Here is a 22,298-nt window from a genome sequence, read left to right as displayed (position 1 = left end):
GCCCCCAACCGCCGGATCCAGACATCATGAACGCCATCACGCCGACCACCGCACAGGACCAGGCTGTCGCGCAGGATTATCTGAAGATCGCCGACCTGTGGAAATCCTATGGCGATTTCGTCGCCCTGAAGAACGTCTCGCTTTGCGTCGAGCGGGGTGAGTTCCTGTGCTTTCTGGGGCCGTCGGGTTGCGGCAAGACCACCTTGCTGCGCGCCATCGCCGGTCTTGATCCGCAATCGCGCGGGTCGATCCTTCAGGGCGGGCGCGACATTTCCAACCTGCCGGCGTCGCAGCGCGATTACGGCATCGTGTTCCAGTCCTATGCGCTGTTTCCCAACCTGACGGTGGCCAGGAACATCGCCTTCGGGCTGGAAAACACCCGCCTTCCGCGGGCCGAGATCGCCGCCCGCGTGACCGAGCTTCTGTCGCTGGTGGGTCTGCACGACAAGGCCGACAAATATCCGGCCCAGCTTTCGGGCGGACAGCAGCAGCGCGTCGCGCTGGCGCGCGCCATCGCCATCAATCCGGGGCTTCTGCTGCTGGACGAACCCTTGTCGGCCCTTGACGCCAAGGTGCGCGTCCACCTGCGCCACGAGATGAAGGAGCTTCAGCGCAAGCTGGGCGTCACCACGATCATGGTCACGCATGACCAGGAAGAAGCCTTGTCGATGGCCGACCGCATCGTGGTGATGAACCACGGCGTCATCGAGCAGATCGGCACTCCGACCGAGATTTACCGCCATCCCGCATCGCTGTTCGTGGCCGACTTCATCGGCGAAACCAACCGGATCCCGTCGCGTTTCGAGGGCGGCGCGGTCAGGATCGGCAACACGGTGCTGGAAACCCGTGTTCCCGGCCTGTCGGACGGACAAAAGGTGATGGTCGTTGTCCGCCCCGAGGACATCCTGCCCCATGGTCCGGGTCACGAGGCCCAGGCCAGGCCCAACCACCTGCCGGTGCGGATCGCGGCAACGGAATTTCTCGGCTCGTTCTGGCGCGTCCACCTGTGCAGCGCCGGACTGGGAAGCGTTCCGCTGATCGCCAATTTCTCGATGAACGCGATGCGCCGCTTGGATCTGGCCCAAGGCAGCGACCTGACGGTCGAGCTTCCGGCCGAGCGGGTGCTTGTCTTTGCGCAGGAGGACTGAGCATGGCGCAGGCCGGATTGCTGCTGCCCGAACGCAATGTCAGGCTGAAGCTTGACCGAGACAAGCTGATCAAGTTCGGCTTCATGGCAGTTATCGCGCTTTACCTGATCGTGACGCTGGCGCTGCCGCTTTACACGATGCTGGCCAAGTCCTTCGTGACCTACAGCTTTGATCTGGCGCGCTATGAATTCCAGGTCAGCGACGACAGCGGGACGGCCTTCGGCCCGCCCGTGACGGCGGCGGCCCTCAATGACAGCCTGGGCCGCTTCGGTGCCGAGGATCTGAAAACCTCGTCGGAAGGGCGGCTGTCCGCGACCGAGTTCTTCCCTGATTTCAGCTTCCGCAGCCCGGTGAGATACCGCCTGCGCGCCACCGCGCCGGATGCCGGCTGGCTGGTCGGGCTGAAACCGGTCGCCACCCGCGAATGGCAGGAATATGACGCCAGCACCTTCCGCCGGATCAGCCTGCGCCCCGTCGCGACAACAGGGTTGCAGAACTACACCGCCTATTTCTCGAACCCGACGCTGTTCCGGTCAGTCGGAAACTCGCTGTTCATTGCCGGCATCTCGACCATCCTGACCGTGACCTTCGCCTTTGGTTTCGCCTATGCCCTGACCCGCAGCCGCATGAGGTTCAAGGCGGCCTTCAAGCTGATCGCGATGCTGCCGATCCTGGTGCCGTCGCTGTTGCCGGGAATCGCGCTGATCTATCTGTTCGGCAACCAGGGCATCCTCAAGGATCTGCTGATGGGCCAGTCGATCTATGGCCCGCTGGGCATCGTGATCGGGTCCGTGTTCTTCACCTTTCCCCATGCCATGATCATCGTGACCACCGCGCTTTCCATCGCAGATCAACGCCATTACGAGGCGGCCGAGGCCTTGAGGGCCTCGCCCTGGCGGACATTCTGGACGGTCACCGTTCCCGGCGCGCGCTATGGCCTGATCTCGGCCGCCTTTGTGACCTTTACGCTGGTGCTGACCGATTTCGGACTGCCAAAGGTGATCGGCGGACAGTATTCCGTGCTGGCGATCGACATCTATAAGCAGGTGATCGGCCAGCAGAACTTCGAAATGGGCGCGGTGGTTTCGGTTATCCTGCTGGTGCCGGCGGTGCTGGCCTTCGCGATCGACCGCCGGATCCAGAAAAGGCAGGTGTCGCTGCTGTCGGCGCGGGCGGTGCCCTATCAGCCCAAGGTCCGACCCGGCGTGGACCGGTGCTGCCTGCTGTGGTGCGGCCTGATCGCGGCCTTTATCCTGCTGATGATCGGCACCTGCCAGATGGCCGCTCTTGTCAAGTTCTGGCCCTACGACCTGAGCCTGAGCCTGAGGAACTATGATTTCGGCAAGGTGGACGGCGGCGGCTGGCCCGCCTACTGGAATTCGATCCGGCTTGCCGGTCTGACGGCCGTGGCGGGAACCGGGCTGGTCTTTCTTGGCGCCTATCTGGTCGAAAAGCTGGATGGAATGCGCCTGATGCGGGGCTTGTTCCAGTTTCTCGCCATGCTGCCGATGGCCATTCCGGGAATGGTGCTGGGCCTGGCCTATATCTTCTTTTTCAACAACCCGGCCAACCCGCTGAGCGCGATCTACGGAACCATGACGATCCTTGTTGTCGCGACCGTGACGCATTTCTACACGGTCGGCCACCTGACCGCCCTGACGGCGCTGAAGCAGATCGACCCCGAGTTCGAATCCGTCGCCGCCTCGATGCGCCAGCCGTTCTGGCGGCTGTTTGGCACGGTGACGGTTCCGATCTGCCTGCCAGCGATCCTGGACATCATGATCTATCTTTTCGTGAACGCGATGACGACCGTTTCGGCGGTGGTGTTCATCTATTCCACCCATACCGCCCTGGCCTCGATTGCGGTGCTGAACATGGATGACGCGGGCGACATCGCCCCGGCGGCGGCGATGGGCATGATGATCCTTTACACCAACATCGCGGCCCGCCTTCTGCACGCCCTGCTGACCCGCCGCCTGCTGGCCCGCAGCCAGACCTGGCGCGGCCGCTGACCTGACGGCGGACGCGCTATCCTAAAGTGCGGCAATGGTTGCAGGGAGAGTTTCTCGCGTCTGTGGCCGCGTCCGAGCAGGTTGGCCTTGACGACCTCGGCAGGTGTCCGGCAGCCGAGGCATTTGCGCGGCGTGACATTGACGCCCGCGCAGAGCGGACGGAGTTCCTCTTGAGAGAGCGAGTTCGGATCGGTGTCGCGGCACAGCCATCGTCGCAGCCGTTTGTTGGCGCTTAAATCTGTCACGATCCGCAAACCACGCCGAAGCCGTTCTATTTCCGTGACCAGTTCGGCCCCTGTGGCACCGTCCCAGCGTCGCCAAACGCCTTCGCCCAATTGTTCAGCGTCGAATGGCCAACGCCAAGATCTGCCACCATCTGCTTGCGGGGCAAACCGCTCATCACCGCAATCCGCTCCGCCTCGCGCTTGCAGTCTTCGGTTGGCTTGTTCGTCATCGTCCGTCTCCGCGATTGCTTCAATGCTCTCAAGAACCCGGCATTTTTCCACACAAGACCAAGCCCACAATCAACGGCGAGTACACTCGGCGGACGTCATGTCGGCCCATGACTTTGTTCGCAGACCCTCAACGGCCACACGACCTACGAATACATCTGCAAGGTCTGGACCCCGGAACCGGATCGATTCATCCTGGACCCGACCCACCAGATGCCGGGACTGAACTCCTACCTGCCGATGCGCCAGATGCCGCGACAAAGCAACCAGGCTCAACCTGGCCAGTTTCCGCACGCACCTTATCAACCATGCGAATGACGCTTCCGGACAAGACGGTTCTCGTGAAACCTGGCTTACCGAACAGGATGAGCCGAAACACGTCGATCAAACAGCGGTCAGTCGATCGGCAATGTGAAGCCAGCCTTGACCCGGTCGATGACGACCATCGTCTTGAACCCCTTGATGTGGGAATTCTCATAGAAGAACCGACGGGTGAATTGCTCGTAATCGGCCATGTCGCGTGCCGTTACGATCAGCACGAAATCCGCCTCGCCCGTCACATAATAGCCGGTCATGATCTCCGGAGTTTTTCTGATCGCTGTCTTGAAGCGGTCAATGATGTCCGCCCGTTCCCGTTCCAAGGATACCTGCACCAGCACCTGCACCGTCCGACCAAGGGCCTCGGGCGCGATAATGGCAACATCGGCTTCGATCACACCTTCGGAACGCAACCGCTTGAGCCGCCGCTGGCACGCCGTTGCGGACAATCCGACAAGATCGCCCAACTGTTCGGTGGGAAGGCGATTGTTTTCCTGCACCGCCTCCAGAAGACGGCGGTCAATGCTGTCAAGGTCCACGACGATGCAATCCTTTGCAATTTGCCCTAAACGCGCAGATTTTCTTCGTAAGATGGTCTCTTTCGCAGAAAACCGCCAAGAGCAAAAGGGTATCACTAGGGAAGCATGGCCCCGTTGTGGGCCGACGATCAACCAGCAAGGAACCCCCATGAGCCTCGACATCCGCGACATCGCCGACATGGACCGCCGCAGTGTCCTGCATCCTTTCACGCAACTGAAGGATTTCGCGACGGGCAAGGCGGGCGATCCCACGATTGTCACGGGCGGCAAGGGCATCCGCATCCAGGATGCCAAGGGCAATCAGCTGATCGATGCCTTTGCCGGACTTTACTGCGTCAACATCGGCTATGGCCGTGACGAGGTGGCCGAGGCCATCAGCCGTCAAGCCTATCAGCTGGCCTATTACCACAGCTATGCCGCGCACACGACCGAGGAGCTGGCGCGGCTGTCCGACCGGCTCGTGAAGATGGCGCCGGGCAAGATGAGCAAGGTGTTCTATGGCATGTCCGGGTCGGATGCCAATGAAACGCAGGCAAAGCTTGTCTGGTACTACAACAACCTGCGGGGCAAGCCGAACAAGAAGAAGATCATCTCCCGTGAGCGGGGCTATCACGGCTGCTCCGTGATTTCGGGGTCCATGACGGGAATGAGCTTCTATCACGACCACATGGATCTGCCGATGGGCCTGATCAGGCACACCGGCGCGCCGCACCACTATTGGGGCGCCGAGCCGGGCGAGACCGAGATGCAGTTCTCGGCGCGTCGGGCGCAGGAACTCGAGGCCCTGATCCTGCGGGAAGACCCTGACACGGTCGGCGCCTTCATTGGCGAGCCGGTTCTGGGAACCGGCGGCATCACCCCGCCGCCGGAAGGCTATTGGGCGGCGATCCAGGCGGTGCTGCGCAAGTATGACATCCTGCTCATCGCGGACGAGGTGGTGACCGGATTTGGTCGCACCGGCGCCATGTTCGGCAGCATCACATACGGGATGGAGCCCGATCTCATCACCGTGGCCAAGGGGCTGACCTCTGCCTACGTTCCGCTTTCGGCGTCGATCATCAGCGAAAAGGTTTACCGGGTCATGGAAGACGCCGCAGATCGCATCGGCGCGTTCTCGCACGGCTACACCTATTCCGGCCATCCCATCGGCGCGGCCTGCGCCAATGCCGTGCTGAACATTGTCGAGCGCGAGGACCTGCCCGGCAATGCCCGGACCACCGGCGAATACTTCCAGTCGGAACTGCGCAAGGCCTTTGCCCAGATGCCGATCGTGGGCGAGGTGCGCGGCGTCGGCCTGATGGGGGCGGTCGAGTTTGTGGCCGATCGCGAGAAGAAGACGCGCTTTGATGCGGGCCTGAAGGTCGGGGCGCGGATTTCCGCTGCCGCCCGCGCCCGGGGCCTGATTGCGCGCGCCATGCCCCATGGCGACATCCTGGGCTTCGCGCCGCCGCTGGTCACCACCCGCGAAGAGGTCGACCAGATCGTCGCCCTGGCAGCCGAGGCCGCGCGCCAGGTCATGGACGAGCTTGCCAGGGAAACGGCGCTGGCCTGATTGCAGATGCTTCCCGGCGGGGGCCGCGGCGCCCCTGTCCCAAGACGGCGTTCGGCAGTTCATCCTGAACCTGCCGCCCATGCCGTGCAGTCCTCATCATGTCAATGACAGGTCACAGGAGCCGATGGTGAACTCCATCTCCCCATTCGCAGTTGCGGACATCACCGTCCGTAGCCCGTTTTCCGGTTTGCCCATCGGTGCCGTCGCACAAGCATCGGCGGCGGATAGAGACGGGCTGATCGAGCGCGCCCTTCGCGGCGCGGCCGTGGCCCGCGAGTTGCCGCGCCACCGTCGCGCCGAGATCCTGGAAAGTGCCGCCGAGCGCGTCAAAGCCGATCTGGACCGGTTTGCGCGGCGGATCACTGAAGAAGCCGGCAAGACCATCCGCCAGGCCCGCAAGGAAGTCCGCCGGTGCGTCAATACCCTGAAGCTTTCGGCCGAGGAAGCACGCCGCAACGCGGGCGAGGTCATCCCCTTTGACGCCTATGCGGGGTCTGATACGCGAATGGGCTGGTTCAGCCGCGAGCCTTTGGGGATCATTCTGGCGATCACGCCCTTCAACGATCCCCTGAACCTTGTTGCCCACAAGCTCGGCCCGGCGATTGCGGGCGGGAATGCCGTCCTGCTCAAGCCGTCCGAGTTGGCGCCCTTGTCGGCCCTGTCCCTTGTGCAGGCGCTGCTCGACTCTGGCCTGCCCGAGGAGGTGATCACGACTGCGGTCGGAGGCGCCGACCTGGGCGCCGCCCTTGTCGCGGCGCGCGAGGTGCGCATGGTCTCGTTCACCGGAGGCTTCCGCACCGGCGAGGCCATCGCCCGTGGGGCAGGGCTGAAGAAGCTGGCTATGGACCTGGGCGGCAATGCGCCCGTCATCGTCATGGCGGATGCAAATCTGGATCACGCCGTCGAGGCATCGGTTTCCGGGGCGTTCTGGGCCGCAGGGCAGAACTGCATCGGCACGCAGCGGATCCTTGTCGAACGGACGATCTACGACGCATTCCGTGATCGCTTTGTCGCCCGCACTGCGAGGCTTGTCGCAGGGGATCCTTCGCTGGACAGCACCGACGTGGGGCCGATGATAACCGAGGCCGCCGCCATCCGTGCCCAGACCGCGGTTGACGCCGCGGTGGCCATGGGTGCGCGTGTCCTGACGGGGCATCACCGCGAAGGCGCTGTCTATGCGCCCATGGTTCTCGAGAACGTGCCTCATCATGCCGCCATCTGGTGCGAGGAAGCCTTCGCGCCCGTCGTGACACTCGAGCCTTTCGACAGCTTCGAGGCGGCGATCGAACTTGCCAATGCTATCGACTTCAGCCTGCACGCGGGGATCTTCACGTCGAATCTGGACCTGGCCGTGGAAGCCGCGCGGCGGATCGAAGCAGGGGGCGTGATGGTGAATGACTCGTCAGACTATCGCTTCGATGCAATGCCCTTCGGAGGGTTCAAGTATGGAAGCCTTGGCCGCGAAGGCGTCCGCTTCGCCTATGAAGAGATGACGCAGCCGAAGGTCGTCTGCATCGACCGGGCGGGGACCGCCCGGCATGGGCGCGGGCCAGCCTAGAGGCAGCACAATTTCATTCCAATCTGGACATTCCCCGAAATAGATCTCTGGTCACGCGTGGGGAAACCATGTCAATATGATCCATGCATCTCCGCCACGGATCGACATGACCACCTGGCTTCCCAATCCTGCTGCCCTGCGCCGTCCGGCCTATCAGTCGCTTGCCGACCAGTTCGCGCAGGCGATCGCCAAGGGGATCGTGGCGGCGGGCGCGCGCCTTCCGCCGCAGCGCAAGCTTGCGGACGATCTTGGACTGTCGGTCCAGACCGTTTCGCGCGCCTATGAGGAACTCATCCGTCGCGGCCTTGTCGTCGGCGAGGTGGGGCGCGGCTCCTTCGTGCTTTCCCCGGCGGCCGAGGACCGCTCGCCCTATCTTGCCCAGCGGGAGGCGGCGCTGATCGACCTGTCGATCCTGAAGCCCGTCACCGAGCGCAGGCATGTCGAGATATTCCGCAAGGGTCTCCACTGGGTGGCGGATAACCTCACGGAATCCGCGGCCCTTGCGTTTCGGCCAAATTCGGTCATGCCCCGGCACAAGCAGATTGCAGCGGACTGGCTGGGGCGGAACGGACTGGATGTGGCCCCTGGCAATATCACGATCACCGACGGCGCCACCTCGGCCATCACGACCGCGGTGATGAGCGCGGTGCCGGTCGGCGGCACGATCGCGGCCGCGACCCTGACGCACCATCTCCTTATTCCCCTGTGCAAATACCTGGGCCTGCACCTTGAGGGACTGCCGTTCGACAAGGACGGCATCTTGCCGGACGCCCTCGACGGCCTGGCCAACAAAGGCAGCCTGCACGCGCTTTACATACAGCCTTCCGCGATCAATCCGCTGGCCATCGTCAGCAGTCTGGAACGCCGCCACGAGCTGATCAAAGTCGCACGGCGGCATGACATCCAGATCATCGAGAACGACATGCTGAACAGGCTGGTCGAACATCGTCCGCCGCCCCTGGCCGCCCTGGCGCCGGAGCGCGTTCTTCATGTCAACGGCTTCACCAAATCGACGCTGCCCGGCCTGCGTGTTGCCTGGCTGGTTTCCCCGCCCCGCACGGCGCTTGCAACGGCCAACCGCCATCTGGTCACGAACTGGATGGCGACGCCGGCGATGGTGGAACTGCTCAGCCACTGGATCAGCGACGGCACCGTGGACCGGCTGATCCTGTGGCAGCGCGACGCCCTGCGCGAACGCCACCAGATCGCGCAGGAGGTTCTTGGCAGCGCACCCTTCCACACGCATCCGCAAAGCCTGCACATCTGGCTGGAACTGCCGCCCGGCAGCAACGAGGAGGATTTCGTGGCGCAAGCCCGACGGCGCGGCGTTGCAGTCGCGTCGGGGGGCGCCTTCCGGATTGACGACCGGGGGCGGCGGGATGCGGTGCGCATCGCCCTTGGCTCCACCACCGCCAGCGACCTGCGCCAGGGCCTTTCGCTGGTGACGGACACCCTGGGCAGCACGGCCGAGCCGTTGCTTCCGCTGATCGGATAGGCAGGAGCACCTTTAAAATTGATATGATATTATTTTTCGTATTGACCTGATTTAATTGTGGGTCAAATGTCGCGGTGATAGCGAGGGGGACACCTTGGACCAGCCGATCATCCGCATCCAGAACCTTCAGAAGTCCTTCGGGACGCTGACCGTCATAGACGGTCTCAGCTTCGATGTGATGAAGGGAGAGAAGCTGGCCCTGATCGGTCCCTCGGGATCGGGCAAGACGACGATCCTGCGCATCCTTATGACGCTGGAGGATATTTCGGGCGGGCGGATCGAGGTCTGCGGAGAGCCGCTTTACCACATGGCCCGCAACGGCGCCGACGTTCCGGCGGACGAGGCGCACCTGCACCGGATGCGGCGCCACATCGGCATGGTGTTCCAGCACTTCAACCTGTTCCCGCACAAGTCGGTGTTGCAGAACATCACCCTGGCCCCAGTCCTGACCAAGGGCGAAAGGCGCGCTGACGCCGAACGCCGCGCGCGCGAACTGCTGGACATGGTGGGGCTTGCGGACAAGGCCGACTACATGCCCAGCCAGTTGTCGGGCGGCCAGAAGCAGCGCGTGGCCATCGCCCGCGCCCTCGCCCTGCAGCCTCAGATCATGCTGTTCGACGAGGTGACCTCGGCCCTTGACCCCGAACTGGTCGAGGAAGTGCTGGAGGTGATGCAGCGCCTGGCTAGGGAAACCGACATGACCATGCTGCTGGTCACGCACGAGATGGGCTTCGCCCATGACTTCGCCGACCGCGTCCTGTTCTTCGACAAGGGCCGCATCGTCGAGCAAGGCCCGCCCGACCAGATCTTCACCGCGCCGCAAGAGGATCGCACGAAGTCCTTCCTGCGCAAGATCATCGCCGCCGGACAGCGCGTGTGATGCCCATCCAACAGGAGAGAACCATGAAGACATGCCTGATCGCTGCCGTTCTTCTGGCAGCCCCGATCCCCGCGCTTGCCGACAAGCTGGACGACTTGAAAGAAGCCGGAACCGTCCGCATCGCCATCGGCAACGAGCCGCCCTTCACCGCCATCGGCGCCGACGGCAAGGTGTCGGGGGCGGCACCCGACGTGGCCCGCGCCGTCTTCGCCGCGCTTGGCGTTGCGGATCTGGAAGCCTCGATCCTGGATTACGGCGCGATGATCCCCAGCCTTCAAGCGGGCCGCGTGGATGCGATCACCGCGGGCCTGTTCATGAAGCCCGAACGCTGCGACGCGGTCGCCTATTCCGAGCCGATCCTCTGCGATGCCGAGGCGCTGCTGCTGCCCGCGGGCAATCCCAAAGGCTTCCAGTCCTACGAGGATTTCGCCAAGGATCCCGAGGCCCGTCTGGGCACCCCCGGCGGAGGGACCGAGGAAAAGTTGGCGCTTGACGCGGGCGTGCCGCGCGACCGGCTGATCGTGGTGCCCGATCCGCAGTCCGGCTTGAAGATGGTGCAGGATGGCCGCATCGACGCCTATTCGCTGCCGGTCCTGTCGCTGAACGACCTTCTGGCGAAATCGGCCGACGACACGCTGGAGGTCTTCGCGCCGGTCCAGGGCGCCCCGGTCTATTGCGACGGCGCCGCCTTCAACAAGCGCGACACCGACCTGCGCGACGCCTTCGACGCCGAACTGGCCAAGCTGAAGGAGTCGGGCGAGTTCGCGAAGATCGTCGAGCCCTACGGCTTTTCGGCCCAGGCCGCGATCTCGACCAACCGAGAAACGCTCTGCGCCCAGGAATGATCCCGGCGGCGGGGCCTGACCCCGCCTTCAACCATTGACGGAAAGGCAGGCATCGGCGCATGGGCGACTGGTCTGGATATCTGACGCTTATCCTCGAGGGGGCCAGGACCACGGTCCTGCTGACCGTGCTGGGGTCGGCGGTGGCGCTTGTCGTGGCATTTGTCGCCGGGCTAGGCCGCCTGTCGCCCGTGGCCGCCGTCCGCTGGCTTGCCACCGCCTATATCGAGTTCTTCCGGGGCACCTCGATCTTCGTGCAACTGTTCTGGATCTACTTCGTGCTGCCGATGACCGGGCTATGGGCGCCCACGCCCATGCAGGCCGGGGTTCTGGCGCTTGGCCTGAACGTCGGCGCCTACGGGGCCGAGGTCGTGCGCGGTGCGATCCAGGCCGTGCCGCGCGACCAGTACGAGGCCTGCATCGCCGTCAATCTGACCCGCTTCCAGAGGATGCGCCACGTGATCCTGCCGCAGGCGCTGCCCTTGATGCTGCCCACCTTCGGCAACAACGCCATCGAGCTTTTGAAAGCCACTTCGGTTGTGTCGCTGATCTCGCTGGCGGACATGACCTTCCAGGCGCAGGTGGTGCGGTCGCAGACCGGCAGCACGCTGGTGCCCTTTGTCACGATCCTGGTGCTGTATTTCGCGATGTCCTCGCTGATCTCGCTGGCCATCCGCGCCTGTGAACGGCGCGTGACGCGCGGCCTGGACGGGGTGCGCTGATGGAGTGGGATTGGGACTTCACCTGGTCGATCATGCCGCAGCTTCTGGCGGGCTTCAGGATCACCCTGGTCGCCACCGCGCTTGGCGCCGTCGTCGCGGCGATCCTGGGGCTGGTCTTCGCCATCCTGCGCCGGTCCCGGAACCGGCTGGTGTCGCGCACGACCGGCCTTGTCGTGGAATTCATCCGCGGCACGCCGCTGCTGGTGCAGCTTTACTTCATCTTCTACGTCCTGCCGGACCTGGGCATCCGCCTGCCCGCGCTGACCGCCGGGGTGATCGGCATGGGCCTGCACTACGCCACCTACGCCTCCGAGGTGTATCGCGGCGGGATCGAGGCCGTGTCGCGGGGCCAGTGGGAAGCCGCCAAGGCCACCAACCTGACCGCCCGGCAGACCTGGGTCCATGTCATCCTGCCGCAGGCGATCCCGCCGATGATCCCGGCGATGGCCAACTATCTGCTGGCGATGTTCAAGGAAACGCCGCTGCTCTCGGCCATCACCGTGCTGGAACTGATGAACCAGGCGAAATCCGTCGCCAACAGCTCGTACCGCTATGTCGAGCCGATGACGATGGTGGGGGTGATGTTCCTTGTTGTCAGCGTGATCTCGGTCGTCGGGCTCCGCTGGCTGGAACGCCGCTACGGGAGGGTCGGCGGATGACCGTGCTGGACCTGCCCGTCGCGCTGGACGACCGCCCCCTGCCGCGCCGCGTCGGGCTGGTGGCCCTGGCGACCGACCACACGACCGAGGTGGACTTCGCCGTCCTGCCCCCGCGCGGGATCGGCGTCTATGCGACCCGGATCCCTTTCGCGAACCCGGTCACGCCGGACAGGCTGGCCGCAATGGCGGGCGACGTGACGCGGGCCGCCGCGCTGATCCTGCCGGACGAGCCGCTGGATGCGGTCGTCTACAGCTGCACCTCGGCCTCGGTCGTGATCGGGGACGAGGCCGTGCGGGACGCCATCCGCGCGGGCAAGCCGGGGACAAGGGCGATCACCCCCATCTCGGCGGGCTTTGCCGCGCTGCGGGCGCTCGGGGCCGACCGGATCACGCTGCTGACGCCCTATACCCCGCAGACCACGCGACCCATGGCCGACTGCTTCGAGGCCGGCGGCTTTGCCTTGCAGGGTGTGTCCTGCCTGAACCTGACGGACGACCGCGACATGGCGCGGATGTCCCACGCCACGATCACCGACGCGGCCCGCGCGGCCCTCGTGCCGGGCAGCCAGGCGCTGTTCCTGTCCTGCACCGCTGTCCGGGCGGCGGGGATCGCCGGGCGGATCGAGGATGCGGTGGGGGTGCCGGTCGTCACCTCGAACCTGGCGACGCTCTGGGCGGCCATGCGGGCCTGCGGGGACGGGGGCGCGGCCCTTTCCGGCCAGCTGATGAGGCTGCCATGACCGTGACCCCCGACGACATCCGCGCCGCCGCGTCCCGCATCGCCGGCCATGTGGCCCGGACGCCGCTGATCCGGGACGATGCCCTGTCGGACCGGCTGGGCCACCCGGTCTGGCTGAAATGCGAACACCGCCAGACCACGGGCGCCTTCAAGCTGCGCGGCGCGACCAATGCGATCCTGTCGCTGGACCCCGCCCGACTGGCGCGCGGCGTCGTCACCGCCTCGACCGGCAACCACGGGCGCGCCGTGGCCCATGCGGCGCGGGCGCTTGGCGTGTCCGCCACGGTCTGCCTGTCGCGCCTGGTCCCCGACAACAAGGTGCAGGCCATCCGCGACCTGGGGGCCGCCGTTCGCATCACCGGCGACAGCCAGGACGAGGCGATGATCGCCGTCGCCTGTGCCGTGGCCGAGGAAGGACTGACCGAGATCCCGCCCTTCGATCATCCCGAGGTGGTGGCGGGGCAGGGCACGATCGGGCTGGAGATCGGCACCCCCGATGTGGTGCTGGTGCCGCTGTCGGGCGGCGGGCTTGCGGCGGGGATCGCGGTCGCGGTCAAGGCGCTGTCCCCCGCGACCCGCGTGATCGGCCTGACGATGGAGAACGGCGCCGCCATGGCCGCCAGCCTAAAGGCGGGCCGCCCGGTCGAGGTGCCCGAGGTCGCCAGCCTTGCCGACAGCCTGGGCGGCGGCATCGGGCTTGCCAATCGCGTGACCTTTCCGCTGTGCCGCGACCTGTTGGACGAAGTGATCCTGCTGACCGAGGCCGAGATCGCGGAAGGCATCCGGCACCTGGGCCATGCGGGCCATGTGGTCGAGGGCGCGGCGGCGACAGGCCATGCCGCCCTTCTGGCCGGCAAGGTCCGCCCGCAGGGTTCGGCCGTCACAATCCTGTCGGGCGGCAACATCGACCCCGCCCTGCACGCCCGCGTCATGGCAGGCGCATCGGAGGCCGCATGAGACCGCCCGTGAAAATCCTGACCGAAACGGATCTGCGCGCCCTCGTGCCGCTGGATCGGGACGCCGTCGCCTGCATCCGCGACGCCTTCGTGGCGCTGGCGACCAGGCCCGTCGCCATGCCGCCGATCCTGCGCCTGGACATCCCCGAACACCGGGGCGAGGTGGACGTGAAGACCGCCCATATCCCCGGCCTGTCGCATTTCGCCATCAAGATCTCGCCCGGTTTCTTTGGCAATCCGGCGCTCGGGCTGCCCTCGACCAACGGCATGATGGTGGTTCTGTCATCGACGACCGGACTGGTCGAGGCGCTGCTGCTGGACAACGGCTATCTGACCGACCTGCGCACCGCCGCCGCCGGGGCCGTGGCCGCCGACGCGCTGGCGCGTGCCGATGCGTCCCGCGCCGCCATCCTGGGCGCCGGGATGCAGGCGCGGATGCAGTTGCAGGCGCTGGCGCTTGTCCGGCGGCTGACAGGCGCGACCGTCTGGGCGCGCGATGCCGCCAGGGCGCGGGCCTTCGCCGACGAGATGACGGCGGCGCTGTCGATCCCCGTGACCGCCGCCGCCACGGTCGATGACGCCACAAGGGACGCGGACATCGTCGTCACCACCACGCCCGCCGATGCCCCCATCCTGCACCGTGTCGCGCCCGGCACCCATGTGACGGCAATGGGGTCCGACGCCGAGCACAAGAACGAGATTGCCCCCGGCCTGATCGCCGCCGCCCGCTATGTCGCCGACCGGCTTTCGCAGACCCGCACCCTGGGCGAGCTGCGCCATGCCGGGATCGACGGCGACTTTCCCGAACTGGGCCAGATCCTTGCGGGGCTGGCCCCGGGCCGCACCAGCGACACCCAGGTCACCCTTGCCGACCTTACAGGCACCGGCATCCAGGACACCGCCATTGCCACCCTTGCCCTGACCCGCGCGGCCAGGGCGGGGGCTGGCCAGGACTTCACCCTCTGAAAGCAGCCCCGATGACAGATGTCGCATTGAAATTCACGCGCGAGGAATATGCCGAGCGCCTCGCCAAGACCCGCCGGGCGATGGAGGCGCAGGGCGTCGATCTGCTGATCGTCACCGATCCGTCCAACATGAACTGGCTGACCGGCTATGACGGCTGGTCCTTCTATGTCCACCAATGCGTCGTCGTGCCGCCCGATGGCGAGCCGATCTTCTTCGGGCGCGGCATGGACGCGGTGGGCGCGCGCTTCACCGCCTATCTGGCCGAAGCCAACATCATCGGCTATCCCGACGACTATGTCATGAATACCCTCAAGCACCCCATGGACCTGCTGTCGCAGATCCTGACGGACAAGGGATGGGGCGCCAAGCGCATCGGCGTCGAGATGGACAACTACTGGTTCACCGCCGCGGCCTTTGCCGCGCTGCAAAGGGGCCTGCCCGACGCGCGCTTCAGCGACACCACCGGCCTTGTGAACTGGCAGCGCGCAGTCAAGTCGCCGACCGAACTGGACTACATGCGCAAGGCGGGCGCCATCGTCACGAAGATGCACGAACGCATCTTCGAGAAGATCGAGCCGGGAATGCGCAAATGCGACCTGGTGGCCGAGATCTATGATGCGGGCATCCGGGGCACCGACGGCTTCGGCGGCGACTATCCGGCCATCGTGCCGCTTCTGCCCTCGGGTCGCGAGGCCGCGGCCGCCCACCTCACCTGGGACGACCGGCCGATGCGCGCGGGCGAAGGCACCTTCTTCGAGATCGCGGGCTGCTTCAACCGCTATCACGCGCCGCTGTCGCGGACGGTGTTCCTGGGCAAGCCGCCGCAGGTCTTCCTGGACGGCGAACAGGCGGTGCTGGAAGGAATGGAGGCGGGGCTGGAGGCCGCCCGCGCCGGCAACACCTGCGAACAGTTCGCGGGCGCCTTCTACGCCGTGCTGAAGAAGCACGGCATCACCAAGGACGGCCGCACCGGCTATCCCATCGGCGTCAGCTATCCGCCCGACTGGGGCGAGCGCACCATGTCGCTGCGCCCCGGTGACAGGACCGTGCTGGAACCCGGCATGACCTTCCACTTCATGACCGGCCTCTGGTCCGACGAGATGGGGCTGGAGATCACCGAATCCATCGCCATCACCGAGGGCGCGCCGGAATTGCTGGCATCCGTCCCGCGCAAGCTGTTCGTCAAGGAATGATGCCATGTTGCAGATGCAGCTGACGCCTTCGCCCATCACGGCGACGGTGGATTTCTCGGCGCCCGGCGTCAGCCACGGCTTCCTGCGCCTGCCTTATTCGCGCGACGACGCGGCCTGGGGGTCGATCATGACCCCCATCACCGTGGTCGTGGGCCGCGAAGGGCCGACGGCGCTGCTGACCGGCGCCAACCACGGCGACGAATACGAGGGCCCCATCGCGCTGTTCGACCTGGCCTCGACCATCCGGGCCGAGGAGGTGACGGGCCGGATCATCATCGTGCCCGCGATGAACTATCCTGCCTTCGGGGCGGGGACGCGCACATCGCCCATCGACCGGGGCAACCTGAACCGCAGTTTTCCCGGCCGACCCGACGGCACCGTGACTCAGAAGATCGCGGACTATTTCCAGCGCGTGCTGCTGCCGATGGCGGACATCGTGCTGGACTTCCATTCGGGCGGCAAGACGCTGGACTTCCTGCCCTATTGCGCGGCCCATGTCCTGCCCGACAAGCGGCAGGAAGCGCAGTCCTTCGACCTGGTCCGGGCCTTCGGCGCCCCCTGGTCGGTCAGGATGCTGGAGATCGACGCGGTTGGCATGTACGACACCGCCGCCGAGGAGATGGGCAAGATCTTCGTCACCACGGAACTGGGCGGCGGCGGCACCGCCACCGCGCATACGGCGCGGATCGCCAAGCGGGGCCTGCGCAACCTGCTGATCGCGGCAGGCGTGCTGAAGGGCGAGGTGGAGGCGGAGCCGACGCAATGGCTGGACATGCCCGACGCCGATTGCTTCACCTTCGCGGAAGACGGCGGCCTGATCGAGTTCCTGGCCGACCTGGGCGATGCAGTCAGCGAAGGCAAGCCCATAGCGCGCATCTTTCCCGTCACCCGCACCGGCCTGCCCCCCGTCACCGTTCATGCCCGGCGGTCGGGCCTGATGATGGCCCGGCATTTCCCGGGCATCGTGAAGCCGGGCGACTGCGTGGCAGTCATCGGAGTGGAGGTCGAGGATTCCGTCGCGAATATGGTGGGACCTTCCTGACCCGGCGTTCAAGGCGAAAGCGTCGAGGCGTTGTTGCGCAACTCGCGCCCTAGGCGTGAGCAGGTCCGGTAGCACTGGGCTGTCACCGTCGCGGCTGAGGGTGGATTCCACGGCGCGGATGCCGGATGTGGCCGGGTCCATGGCGAGATGCACCTTGCGCCACTGGCGACGGCTCTGCACCCCATGCTTGCGGGCCTGCCATTCGCCATCGCCCAGGAACCTGATCCCGGTGCTGTCGACCAGCAGATTCAGCGGGCCATCTGCGCGGCGATAGGGGATCTGCATGGCCAAGGTCTTCTGCCTGCGGCAGAGCGTGGAAAAGTCCGGCCCCGGCCAGTCCAGCCCGGCTTCAGCCTGCTCGCCACATGCCGGTAGTCTGACGCAAGGGAAGCTTGAAGAGAGCCTTGATCAACAGGCAGAACTGGATGGCCGCGACGGAAAAGACCGGCGGGCGCCCCGGGCGCCTGTCATGCGGCGCGCGCCCGGTCATGTCCGCGTCGACCCAGATCAGCAGGGACCCCCGCTTTCGCAGCGATGCGTTGTAGCTGGTCCAGTGCGTCGTACGACAGCGCGTGGGAGATGGCTTGCTCATGCAGCGCGCCTAACGCATGGATTCGCAAAGTGAATCTCTATTGTCAGACTTGTGCAACAACGCCTGGACGCTCGACCATTTGCCGAACTCGGTCGGCAGGTCTCTGGTCCTGCCGTTGCCGGAAGACAGGCGGCAGTTCCGCGGATCGCGCTCCGTTCCTGAGGGCCCCGGACTTGCGCTGGAGAACAGCCAGATAGTGCCGCCAGTCATAAATGGTCCGCGGTGGCACCTGGTGATTGCGCTGGAACACGCGGCCATGCTTGCACAGGATATCCGGCTCAGTTCCGGGTGGAAATCAACAGCGGGCTGGCCTGGCTGCTTTGCGCGCTCGTCTTTGTCGCCCTGTCCCGTCTCATCCGCACCACGGGATCGTGAGCATGGAGCGGGGGGGGGGGGGGCAGGGGTCAGGGGCGCCTTCAAAGAAACAGGTATGACATTTCCATGGCTCGGACGATGCCGAAGACAGGGACGGGATCAGGCGCGGTTGGAGGACAGCTGCTCGCAGGCCTCGGGCTCATGACACGGCGGCTTGCAGAACGCCGCGATTTCGCATGGCGTTTCAGTCGGGCCTTAGGCGGGCAAGCCGAGCGTCGGCCCATCCGTTTTCGTCAGAAGGCAAAGCGCATGCCGACGAGCAGGTCGAAGGTTTCGAACTTGCCGTCGAAGCTCTCCCCGTCGGGACCTTCGAACCTGTCCGACTCGGTTTGGAACCAACGTCCCTCGGCGAAAAGGCTCACGTCGGGGTTCACCTGATAACCCACGCCGCCGATCAACTGATAGGCAAGCAGCCCGTCTCCGTCGAAATCCTGGCCGCCGGCGCTCTTCTCCACATTGGCCGCGCCGATGCCGGCGCCGAGATAGGGCCGGACCGCCCCGGTCGGACCCATGCCGTCGAACATGTAGAGCGCATTGACCATAAGGGCTTTGGCCGAAGTGTCACCGTCGGTCTGATCGCCCTCATCCCGGTCTCTGACCGTGAAGTCGGCCTTGCGGTAGGCGTATTCGAGTTCCACCGCGAGGTTCGGCGTGACGGCCGCGCCGACCGCAATGCCCAGGGTATAGCCGGTGTCATGGTCGAAGCTGGGAAGGGCGATCTGCTCCCCCTCCTCGACAAGCGTCGTATCAAGGCTCGACGGCCAGGTCGCGCCGCCAAAACCCTTGAGGTAGACATCTTCCATCGAAAATGCCTGGGCGGACGCCGTCCCTGCGCTCCCCGCCAGCATTGCGATCACAAGTGCTGCGGCCATAGGTGGCTGTTTCATGCTCCTCTCCCGTTCGCTGTTCCCCGCATGGTTTGATCTTACACCACCGTGATCAATCTGTAACCAATGTGGGGCGGACTGAAATAGAGCGAGACTTCGGCTTGGCCGGCACTTGGTGGCCGCAGCGCCAACCCGCACCCTCCGCACGACGGTCGCGTGGCCCAAGCAAGGCTGCGGATAAGAACAGACGACGGCGCCATCTCAGCGGCTGTCAGCCTCGGATCAGTTCAACGGCTACGCCGATGTCCAACTCGGCCCAAGCCTGGTCTGCGGTCAGGGCAGGCACGCTGAGTTCGGCTGCCAAGGCAAGGCAGGCCCGATCTCCCAGTGACAAGCCAAGGGTCCGGGCTGCCGGGCGCAGATGTCCGATAGCGTATGCCTGGGAGGCTGTGAGAGGTCGGACATCGAGAGAAGGCATCCGAGCACATCTTCCACCTCCTTGGCAGTTAGGCCGCGTTCGCACAGCTTGGACACCACCTCCGCAAGATTGGCGGTGCCGATCACCGCTGCCGGCAACGCCTGCAGGACGCGCTCGCTTCCCGCCTCCCCCTGCAGGAGGCAGAGCAGGGCGGAGGCATCGAGGGAGCAATAAGCGAGAGTTGGTGATGCCCTGAGGGGCGGCATATCATGGCGGTGTTCACGCGCCGTCAATTCTCAGCCGAGAAAGGGATATGCCGCCTGCCAGACAATACCATCACCCAACTCCCCGATCCATCGGGATTTAGCGCCGATGCATTCACCGACGTTCTGCGCAATGGCGCGCGCAAGCTGATCGAACAAGCGATGCACGCCGAGCTGGCCACGCTCATGACCGCCTTTTCCAAGAAGAAGCTTGAGGATGGGCGTGCGCGCCGGGTGCGCCATGGACACTTACCCGAACGGGAGGTGATGACCGGCATTGGCCCCGTGTCGGTGAAAGTGCCGCGGGTGCGCGATCGCAAGCCCGGTCAGGACAAGATCACCTTCACGCCCAGCATCCTGCCGCAATACCTGCGCAAGGCGAAATCAGTGGAGGAGCTACTGCCCCGGCTTTACCTCCAGGGTGTCAGCACGGGGGACTTCAGCGAGGCGCTGGCGGCGCTTCTCGGGCCGAACGCCCTTGGGCTTACCAAGCCGCTGTACTGGGATTCACTTTGATGACGCCCTGAAGGTTGCTATTTATGAACTTTCCGATATCTATGCCGCATGCCTTGCATGACATGCATGACATATGTGCCGAAATCCGCGCTGATTTTGGCCCGGCTGCCTGCCCAAGGCTCCAATTACTACGGCACTAGTCCGTCGTTTGGGACAATGTTGGCCTTCCAATCGTTGGGGAGCCGACGGTCAGCCTTCTCTGCCTATTAGCCCAGGGCCGATCCTTTGGGTCAGGCGCCCTTTAACCTCCTTCCTGTAACAAAATGAGGTCCACTGCGGACGTAAGCATGACTGACATTCAACCTCCCTTTACCGATATCGACATCAATACCGCCAATGCGGGTTTCTACGAAGGTTACTCCACGCCTATCGCCCTGGCGTCCAAGATCGCTATTGCGCTGCTCACGGCTTGGGCTCTGCTTCTACCCGGTAGCGCCGAGTCCATCCTGTCGTTGCTGAACACCGAGATCCTGGGTGTGTTCAACATGTTCTACATCCTCGCGGTCGGGTTTTTCGCGTGGTTTCTTATTTTCGTGGCTGCCGTCCCCTCCTCGGGTCGTCGCAAGCTCGGGAAACCGGACGAAAAACCCGAATTCTCCACTTTCTCGTGGTTCGCGATGATGTTCGGGGCAGGTTTGGGCGTGGGCCTGATGGTCTACGCAACGGCCGAGCCAATGAACCTTTGGGCCACGAATCCTGAAATCCTGAAAGGCAAAGTTGCGGATCGCTCCTCCGAGGCGGTCCAGTCGGCCTTTCGTTATACCTTCCTGCACTACGGACTGCACGCCTGGGCGATCTATGTCGTCACAGGGCTGTGCCTCGCCTATTACGCCTACACCCGTGACATGCCTCTCACAATCCGCAGCGCTCTGACGCCGATCTTGGGACGTCACGTCAACGGTCCCGTTGGTGCCGTGGTGGACGTACTGGGCGTGGTTGCTACCATCCTGGGTGTGGCGGTCACCATCGGCTTCGGCGTGAGCCAGCTGGTCGAGGGCCTCTATTCGATCACCGGCATGGAGTGGTTGTTGCAGCCGGGCGACAACGGCTCTGCGCCGACCCCCTCGGTTGTTGGATTGATCGCGGCGTTGATCGTGGTCATGGGCCTGTCGATCCTGTCCGCGGTATCAGGCGTCGGGCGTGGGGTGAAATATCTGTCGAACCTGAACCTGACTCTCTCCACCGTCCTGCTGCTGATCTTCGTGATCTTCGGATCATTTGCCTTTGCCACGACTACCTACGGAACGGCATTGGTAGATTACCTGCTGCATTTCGCCTCCCTTTCGGTCCAGGCCTATTCCACCGACACGGATCTGGGCGAATGGCAGTCGGCAAACACCACCTTCTACTGGGCTTGGTGGATTGCGTTCTCGCCTTTTGTCGGCCTCTTTCTCGCCCGGATTTCCCGCGGGCGGACAGTTCGCGAGTTCGTTCTGGGCGCGGTCGTCATGCCTTCGCTGGTCTGCTTCGCCTGGATGACCATTCTGGGCGGCACTTCGATCGATCTGGAACTGTCCGGGATCGCCCAGGGCAGCATCGTGAACGCCTCCCAGACGAACATGCTGTTCGCCACCTTGCAACACATCATCAGTGAGCAGCTGTTCTCGGTTGTCGCGATCATGTGCGTGGTGCTGATCCTGACCTTCCTCGTCACCTCGGCGGACTCCGGCCTCCTGGTCATCAACACCATCATGGCCGGCGGAGAGGAAGAGACCAGCGTCATGCACCGCATCATCTGGGGCGGGCTGCTCACTCTGGTGATCGCAGCGCTGATCCTGGCGGGCGGCGGTGGTCTGGTTGTTCTGCAGAACGCCATGATCATCGGTGCCCTGCCCTTCGCCTTTGTGATGGTCGCCATGTGCGTGTCGCTGACCAAGGCCCTTTATCGTGATCGCCATCGCGACCGGATCGCCGAGGAGATAAGCATCAAAGGTCAGGCCTGATAAACCCTTGTCAAATCGAAACCTGCGCGCACCACGGTGATCCGACCGCACGTTCCATGAACATCCGACCACCCGCTCCAGCCGCATCCGACCAGGCTGCTCTGAGCGGGCTCCGTCAGATGGGGCGGGTCTGAGGCAGACCACCTGCGCTACCAGAAGCTGTTGCGACAGCGGAAGAAGTGGCGCGATGAGGAGACTGCCGATAAAAGAAGATCTAGAGCCTGTTGCGTTTAATCGGTTTCATATCCGGCGGCTTTGAAGAAATTGTAGCATTCCTCGTCGGTGAAGAGA

The 22,298-nt window shown here is 64.6% G+C and carries 18 protein-coding genes and 4 pseudogenes; 17 read left to right on the top strand and 5 right to left on the bottom strand.

Going from position 1 to position 22,298, the window contains the following annotated elements:
* Positions 1-26: 26 nt before the first annotated feature.
* Both ACFOM8_RS13505 and ACFOM8_RS13500 read left to right on the top strand, forming a co-directional pair.
* Positions 27-1,148 (top strand): putative 2-aminoethylphosphonate ABC transporter ATP-binding protein, encoded by a 1,122-nt coding sequence (locus ACFOM8_RS13505; protein ID WP_377762168.1) that lies wholly within the window; start codon positions 27-29, stop codon positions 1,146-1,148.
* Between the two features lie 2 nt (positions 1,149-1,150).
* Entirely contained in the window at positions 1,151-3,160 is a 2,010-nt protein-coding gene (locus ACFOM8_RS13500; RefSeq protein WP_377762166.1) for a putative 2-aminoethylphosphonate ABC transporter permease subunit, read from the top strand.
* Positions 3,161-3,431: 271 nt separating this feature from the next.
* On the opposite strand, the gene ACFOM8_RS13495 is transcribed toward ACFOM8_RS13500, so the two are convergent.
* Positions 3,432-3,614: a hypothetical protein gene (locus ACFOM8_RS13495; protein ID WP_377762164.1), complete on the bottom strand. Its 183-nt coding sequence runs from the start codon at positions 3,612-3,614 to the stop codon at positions 3,432-3,434.
* 62 nt (positions 3,615-3,676) lie between these two features.
* On the opposite strand from ACFOM8_RS13495, the pseudogene ACFOM8_RS23120 reads away from it, so the two are divergent.
* Positions 3,677-3,843: pseudogene (locus ACFOM8_RS23120) on the top strand (IS481 family transposase); the annotation flags it as partial.
* A 164-nt stretch (positions 3,844-4,007) separates the two neighbouring features.
* Here ACFOM8_RS23120 and ACFOM8_RS13490 read toward each other — a convergent pair.
* The gene (locus ACFOM8_RS13490) at positions 4,008-4,469 is read right to left on the bottom strand and encodes an Lrp/AsnC family transcriptional regulator (RefSeq protein ID WP_377762162.1); all 462 of its coding nucleotides are present in this window, start codon (positions 4,467-4,469) and stop codon (positions 4,008-4,010) included.
* Positions 4,470-4,617: 148 nt separating this feature from the next.
* Here ACFOM8_RS13490 and ACFOM8_RS13485 point away from each other — a divergent pair, with 148 nt between their 5' ends.
* The 12 genes from ACFOM8_RS13485 to doeB all read left to right on the top strand — a co-directional run bounded on the left by ACFOM8_RS13485 (position 4,618) and on the right by doeB (position 17,073).
* Entirely contained in the window at positions 4,618-6,021 is a 1,404-nt protein-coding gene (locus ACFOM8_RS13485; RefSeq protein WP_377762160.1) for an aminotransferase, read from the top strand.
* Positions 6,022-6,100: 79 nt separating this feature from the next.
* Entirely contained in the window at positions 6,101-7,579 is a 1,479-nt protein-coding gene (locus ACFOM8_RS13480; protein ID WP_377762158.1) for an aldehyde dehydrogenase family protein, read from the top strand.
* A gap of 106 nt (positions 7,580-7,685) precedes the next feature.
* Positions 7,686-9,074, top strand: coding sequence for a MocR-like ectoine utilization transcription factor EhuR (gene ehuR / locus ACFOM8_RS13475; RefSeq protein ID WP_377762156.1), 1,389 nt, complete (start codon positions 7,686-7,688; stop codon positions 9,072-9,074).
* A gap of 94 nt (positions 9,075-9,168) precedes the next feature.
* Entirely contained in the window at positions 9,169-9,954 is a 786-nt protein-coding gene (gene ehuA / locus ACFOM8_RS13470) for an ectoine/hydroxyectoine ABC transporter ATP-binding protein EhuA (protein ID WP_377762154.1), read from the top strand.
* Between the two features lie 23 nt (positions 9,955-9,977).
* Positions 9,978-10,799 carry an ectoine/hydroxyectoine ABC transporter substrate-binding protein EhuB gene (ehuB, locus tag ACFOM8_RS13465; RefSeq protein ID WP_377762152.1) on the top strand — a complete coding sequence of 274 codons (822 nt, stop codon included), beginning with the start codon at positions 9,978-9,980 and terminating at the stop codon, positions 10,797-10,799.
* Positions 10,800-10,858: 59 nt separating this feature from the next.
* Positions 10,859-11,518 carry an ectoine/hydroxyectoine ABC transporter permease subunit EhuC gene (gene ehuC / locus ACFOM8_RS13460; RefSeq protein WP_377762150.1) on the top strand — a complete coding sequence of 220 codons (660 nt, stop codon included), beginning with the start codon at positions 10,859-10,861 and terminating at the stop codon, positions 11,516-11,518.
* A complete protein-coding gene (gene ehuD / locus ACFOM8_RS13455) occupies positions 11,518-12,177 on the top strand; it encodes an ectoine/hydroxyectoine ABC transporter permease subunit EhuD (protein WP_377762148.1) in 660 nt (219 codons plus the stop codon). Before ehuC ends, ehuD begins: the two co-directional genes overlap by 1 nt.
* On the top strand, positions 12,174-12,917 hold the full coding sequence (locus tag ACFOM8_RS13450; protein ID WP_377762146.1) for an aspartate racemase/maleate isomerase family protein: 744 nt from the start codon (positions 12,174-12,176) through the stop codon (positions 12,915-12,917). The genes ehuD and ACFOM8_RS13450 overlap by 4 nt, the downstream gene beginning before the upstream one ends.
* A complete protein-coding gene (gene eutB / locus ACFOM8_RS13445; RefSeq protein WP_377762144.1) occupies positions 12,914-13,873 on the top strand; it encodes a hydroxyectoine utilization dehydratase EutB in 960 nt (319 codons plus the stop codon). The genes ACFOM8_RS13450 and eutB overlap by 4 nt, the downstream gene beginning before the upstream one ends.
* Positions 13,870-14,838, top strand: a complete 969-nt coding sequence (locus ACFOM8_RS13440) for a cyclodeaminase (protein WP_377762142.1) — start codon at positions 13,870-13,872, stop codon at positions 14,836-14,838. Before eutB ends, ACFOM8_RS13440 begins: the two co-directional genes overlap by 4 nt.
* Positions 14,839-14,849: 11 nt before the next feature.
* Entirely contained in the window at positions 14,850-16,031 is a 1,182-nt protein-coding gene (gene doeA / locus ACFOM8_RS13435) for an ectoine hydrolase DoeA (RefSeq protein ID WP_377762140.1), read from the top strand.
* Between the two features lie 4 nt (positions 16,032-16,035).
* On the top strand, positions 16,036-17,073 hold the full coding sequence (doeB, locus tag ACFOM8_RS13430) for a N(2)-acetyl-L-2,4-diaminobutanoate deacetylase DoeB (RefSeq protein ID WP_377762138.1): 1,038 nt from the start codon (positions 16,036-16,038) through the stop codon (positions 17,071-17,073).
* Between the two features lie 57 nt (positions 17,074-17,130).
* On the opposite strand, the pseudogene ACFOM8_RS13425 reads toward doeB, so the two are convergent.
* From ACFOM8_RS13425 to ACFOM8_RS13415, 3 genes and pseudogenes are all read right to left on the bottom strand, one after another.
* Positions 17,131-17,665 (bottom strand): annotated as a pseudogene (locus ACFOM8_RS13425) (IS5 family transposase); the annotation flags it as partial.
* Positions 17,666-17,735: 70 nt separating this feature from the next.
* Positions 17,736-17,945, bottom strand: a pseudogene (locus ACFOM8_RS13420) (IS21 family transposase); the annotation flags it as partial.
* Positions 17,946-18,273: 328 nt separating this feature from the next.
* The gene (locus ACFOM8_RS13415; RefSeq protein ID WP_377762136.1) at positions 18,274-18,912 is read right to left on the bottom strand and encodes an outer membrane protein; all 639 of its coding nucleotides are present in this window, start codon (positions 18,910-18,912) and stop codon (positions 18,274-18,276) included.
* Between the two features lie 693 nt (positions 18,913-19,605).
* Here ACFOM8_RS13415 and ACFOM8_RS13410 point away from each other — a divergent pair.
* Positions 19,606-20,037, top strand: a pseudogene (locus ACFOM8_RS13410) (transposase); the annotation flags it as partial.
* A 314-nt stretch (positions 20,038-20,351) separates the two neighbouring features.
* Positions 20,352-22,007, top strand: a complete 1,656-nt coding sequence (locus tag ACFOM8_RS13405) for a BCCT family transporter (RefSeq protein WP_377762134.1) — start codon at positions 20,352-20,354, stop codon at positions 22,005-22,007.
* Positions 22,008-22,298: the final 291 nt, after the last annotated feature.

The organism is Paracoccus angustae, assembly GCF_042648745.1.
Classification (GTDB): Bacteria; Pseudomonadota; Alphaproteobacteria; order Rhodobacterales; family Rhodobacteraceae; genus Paracoccus; species Paracoccus angustae.
The sequence above is the reverse complement of the archived record's forward strand: the minus strand, read 5'-3'. Positions and strand labels throughout refer to the sequence as shown.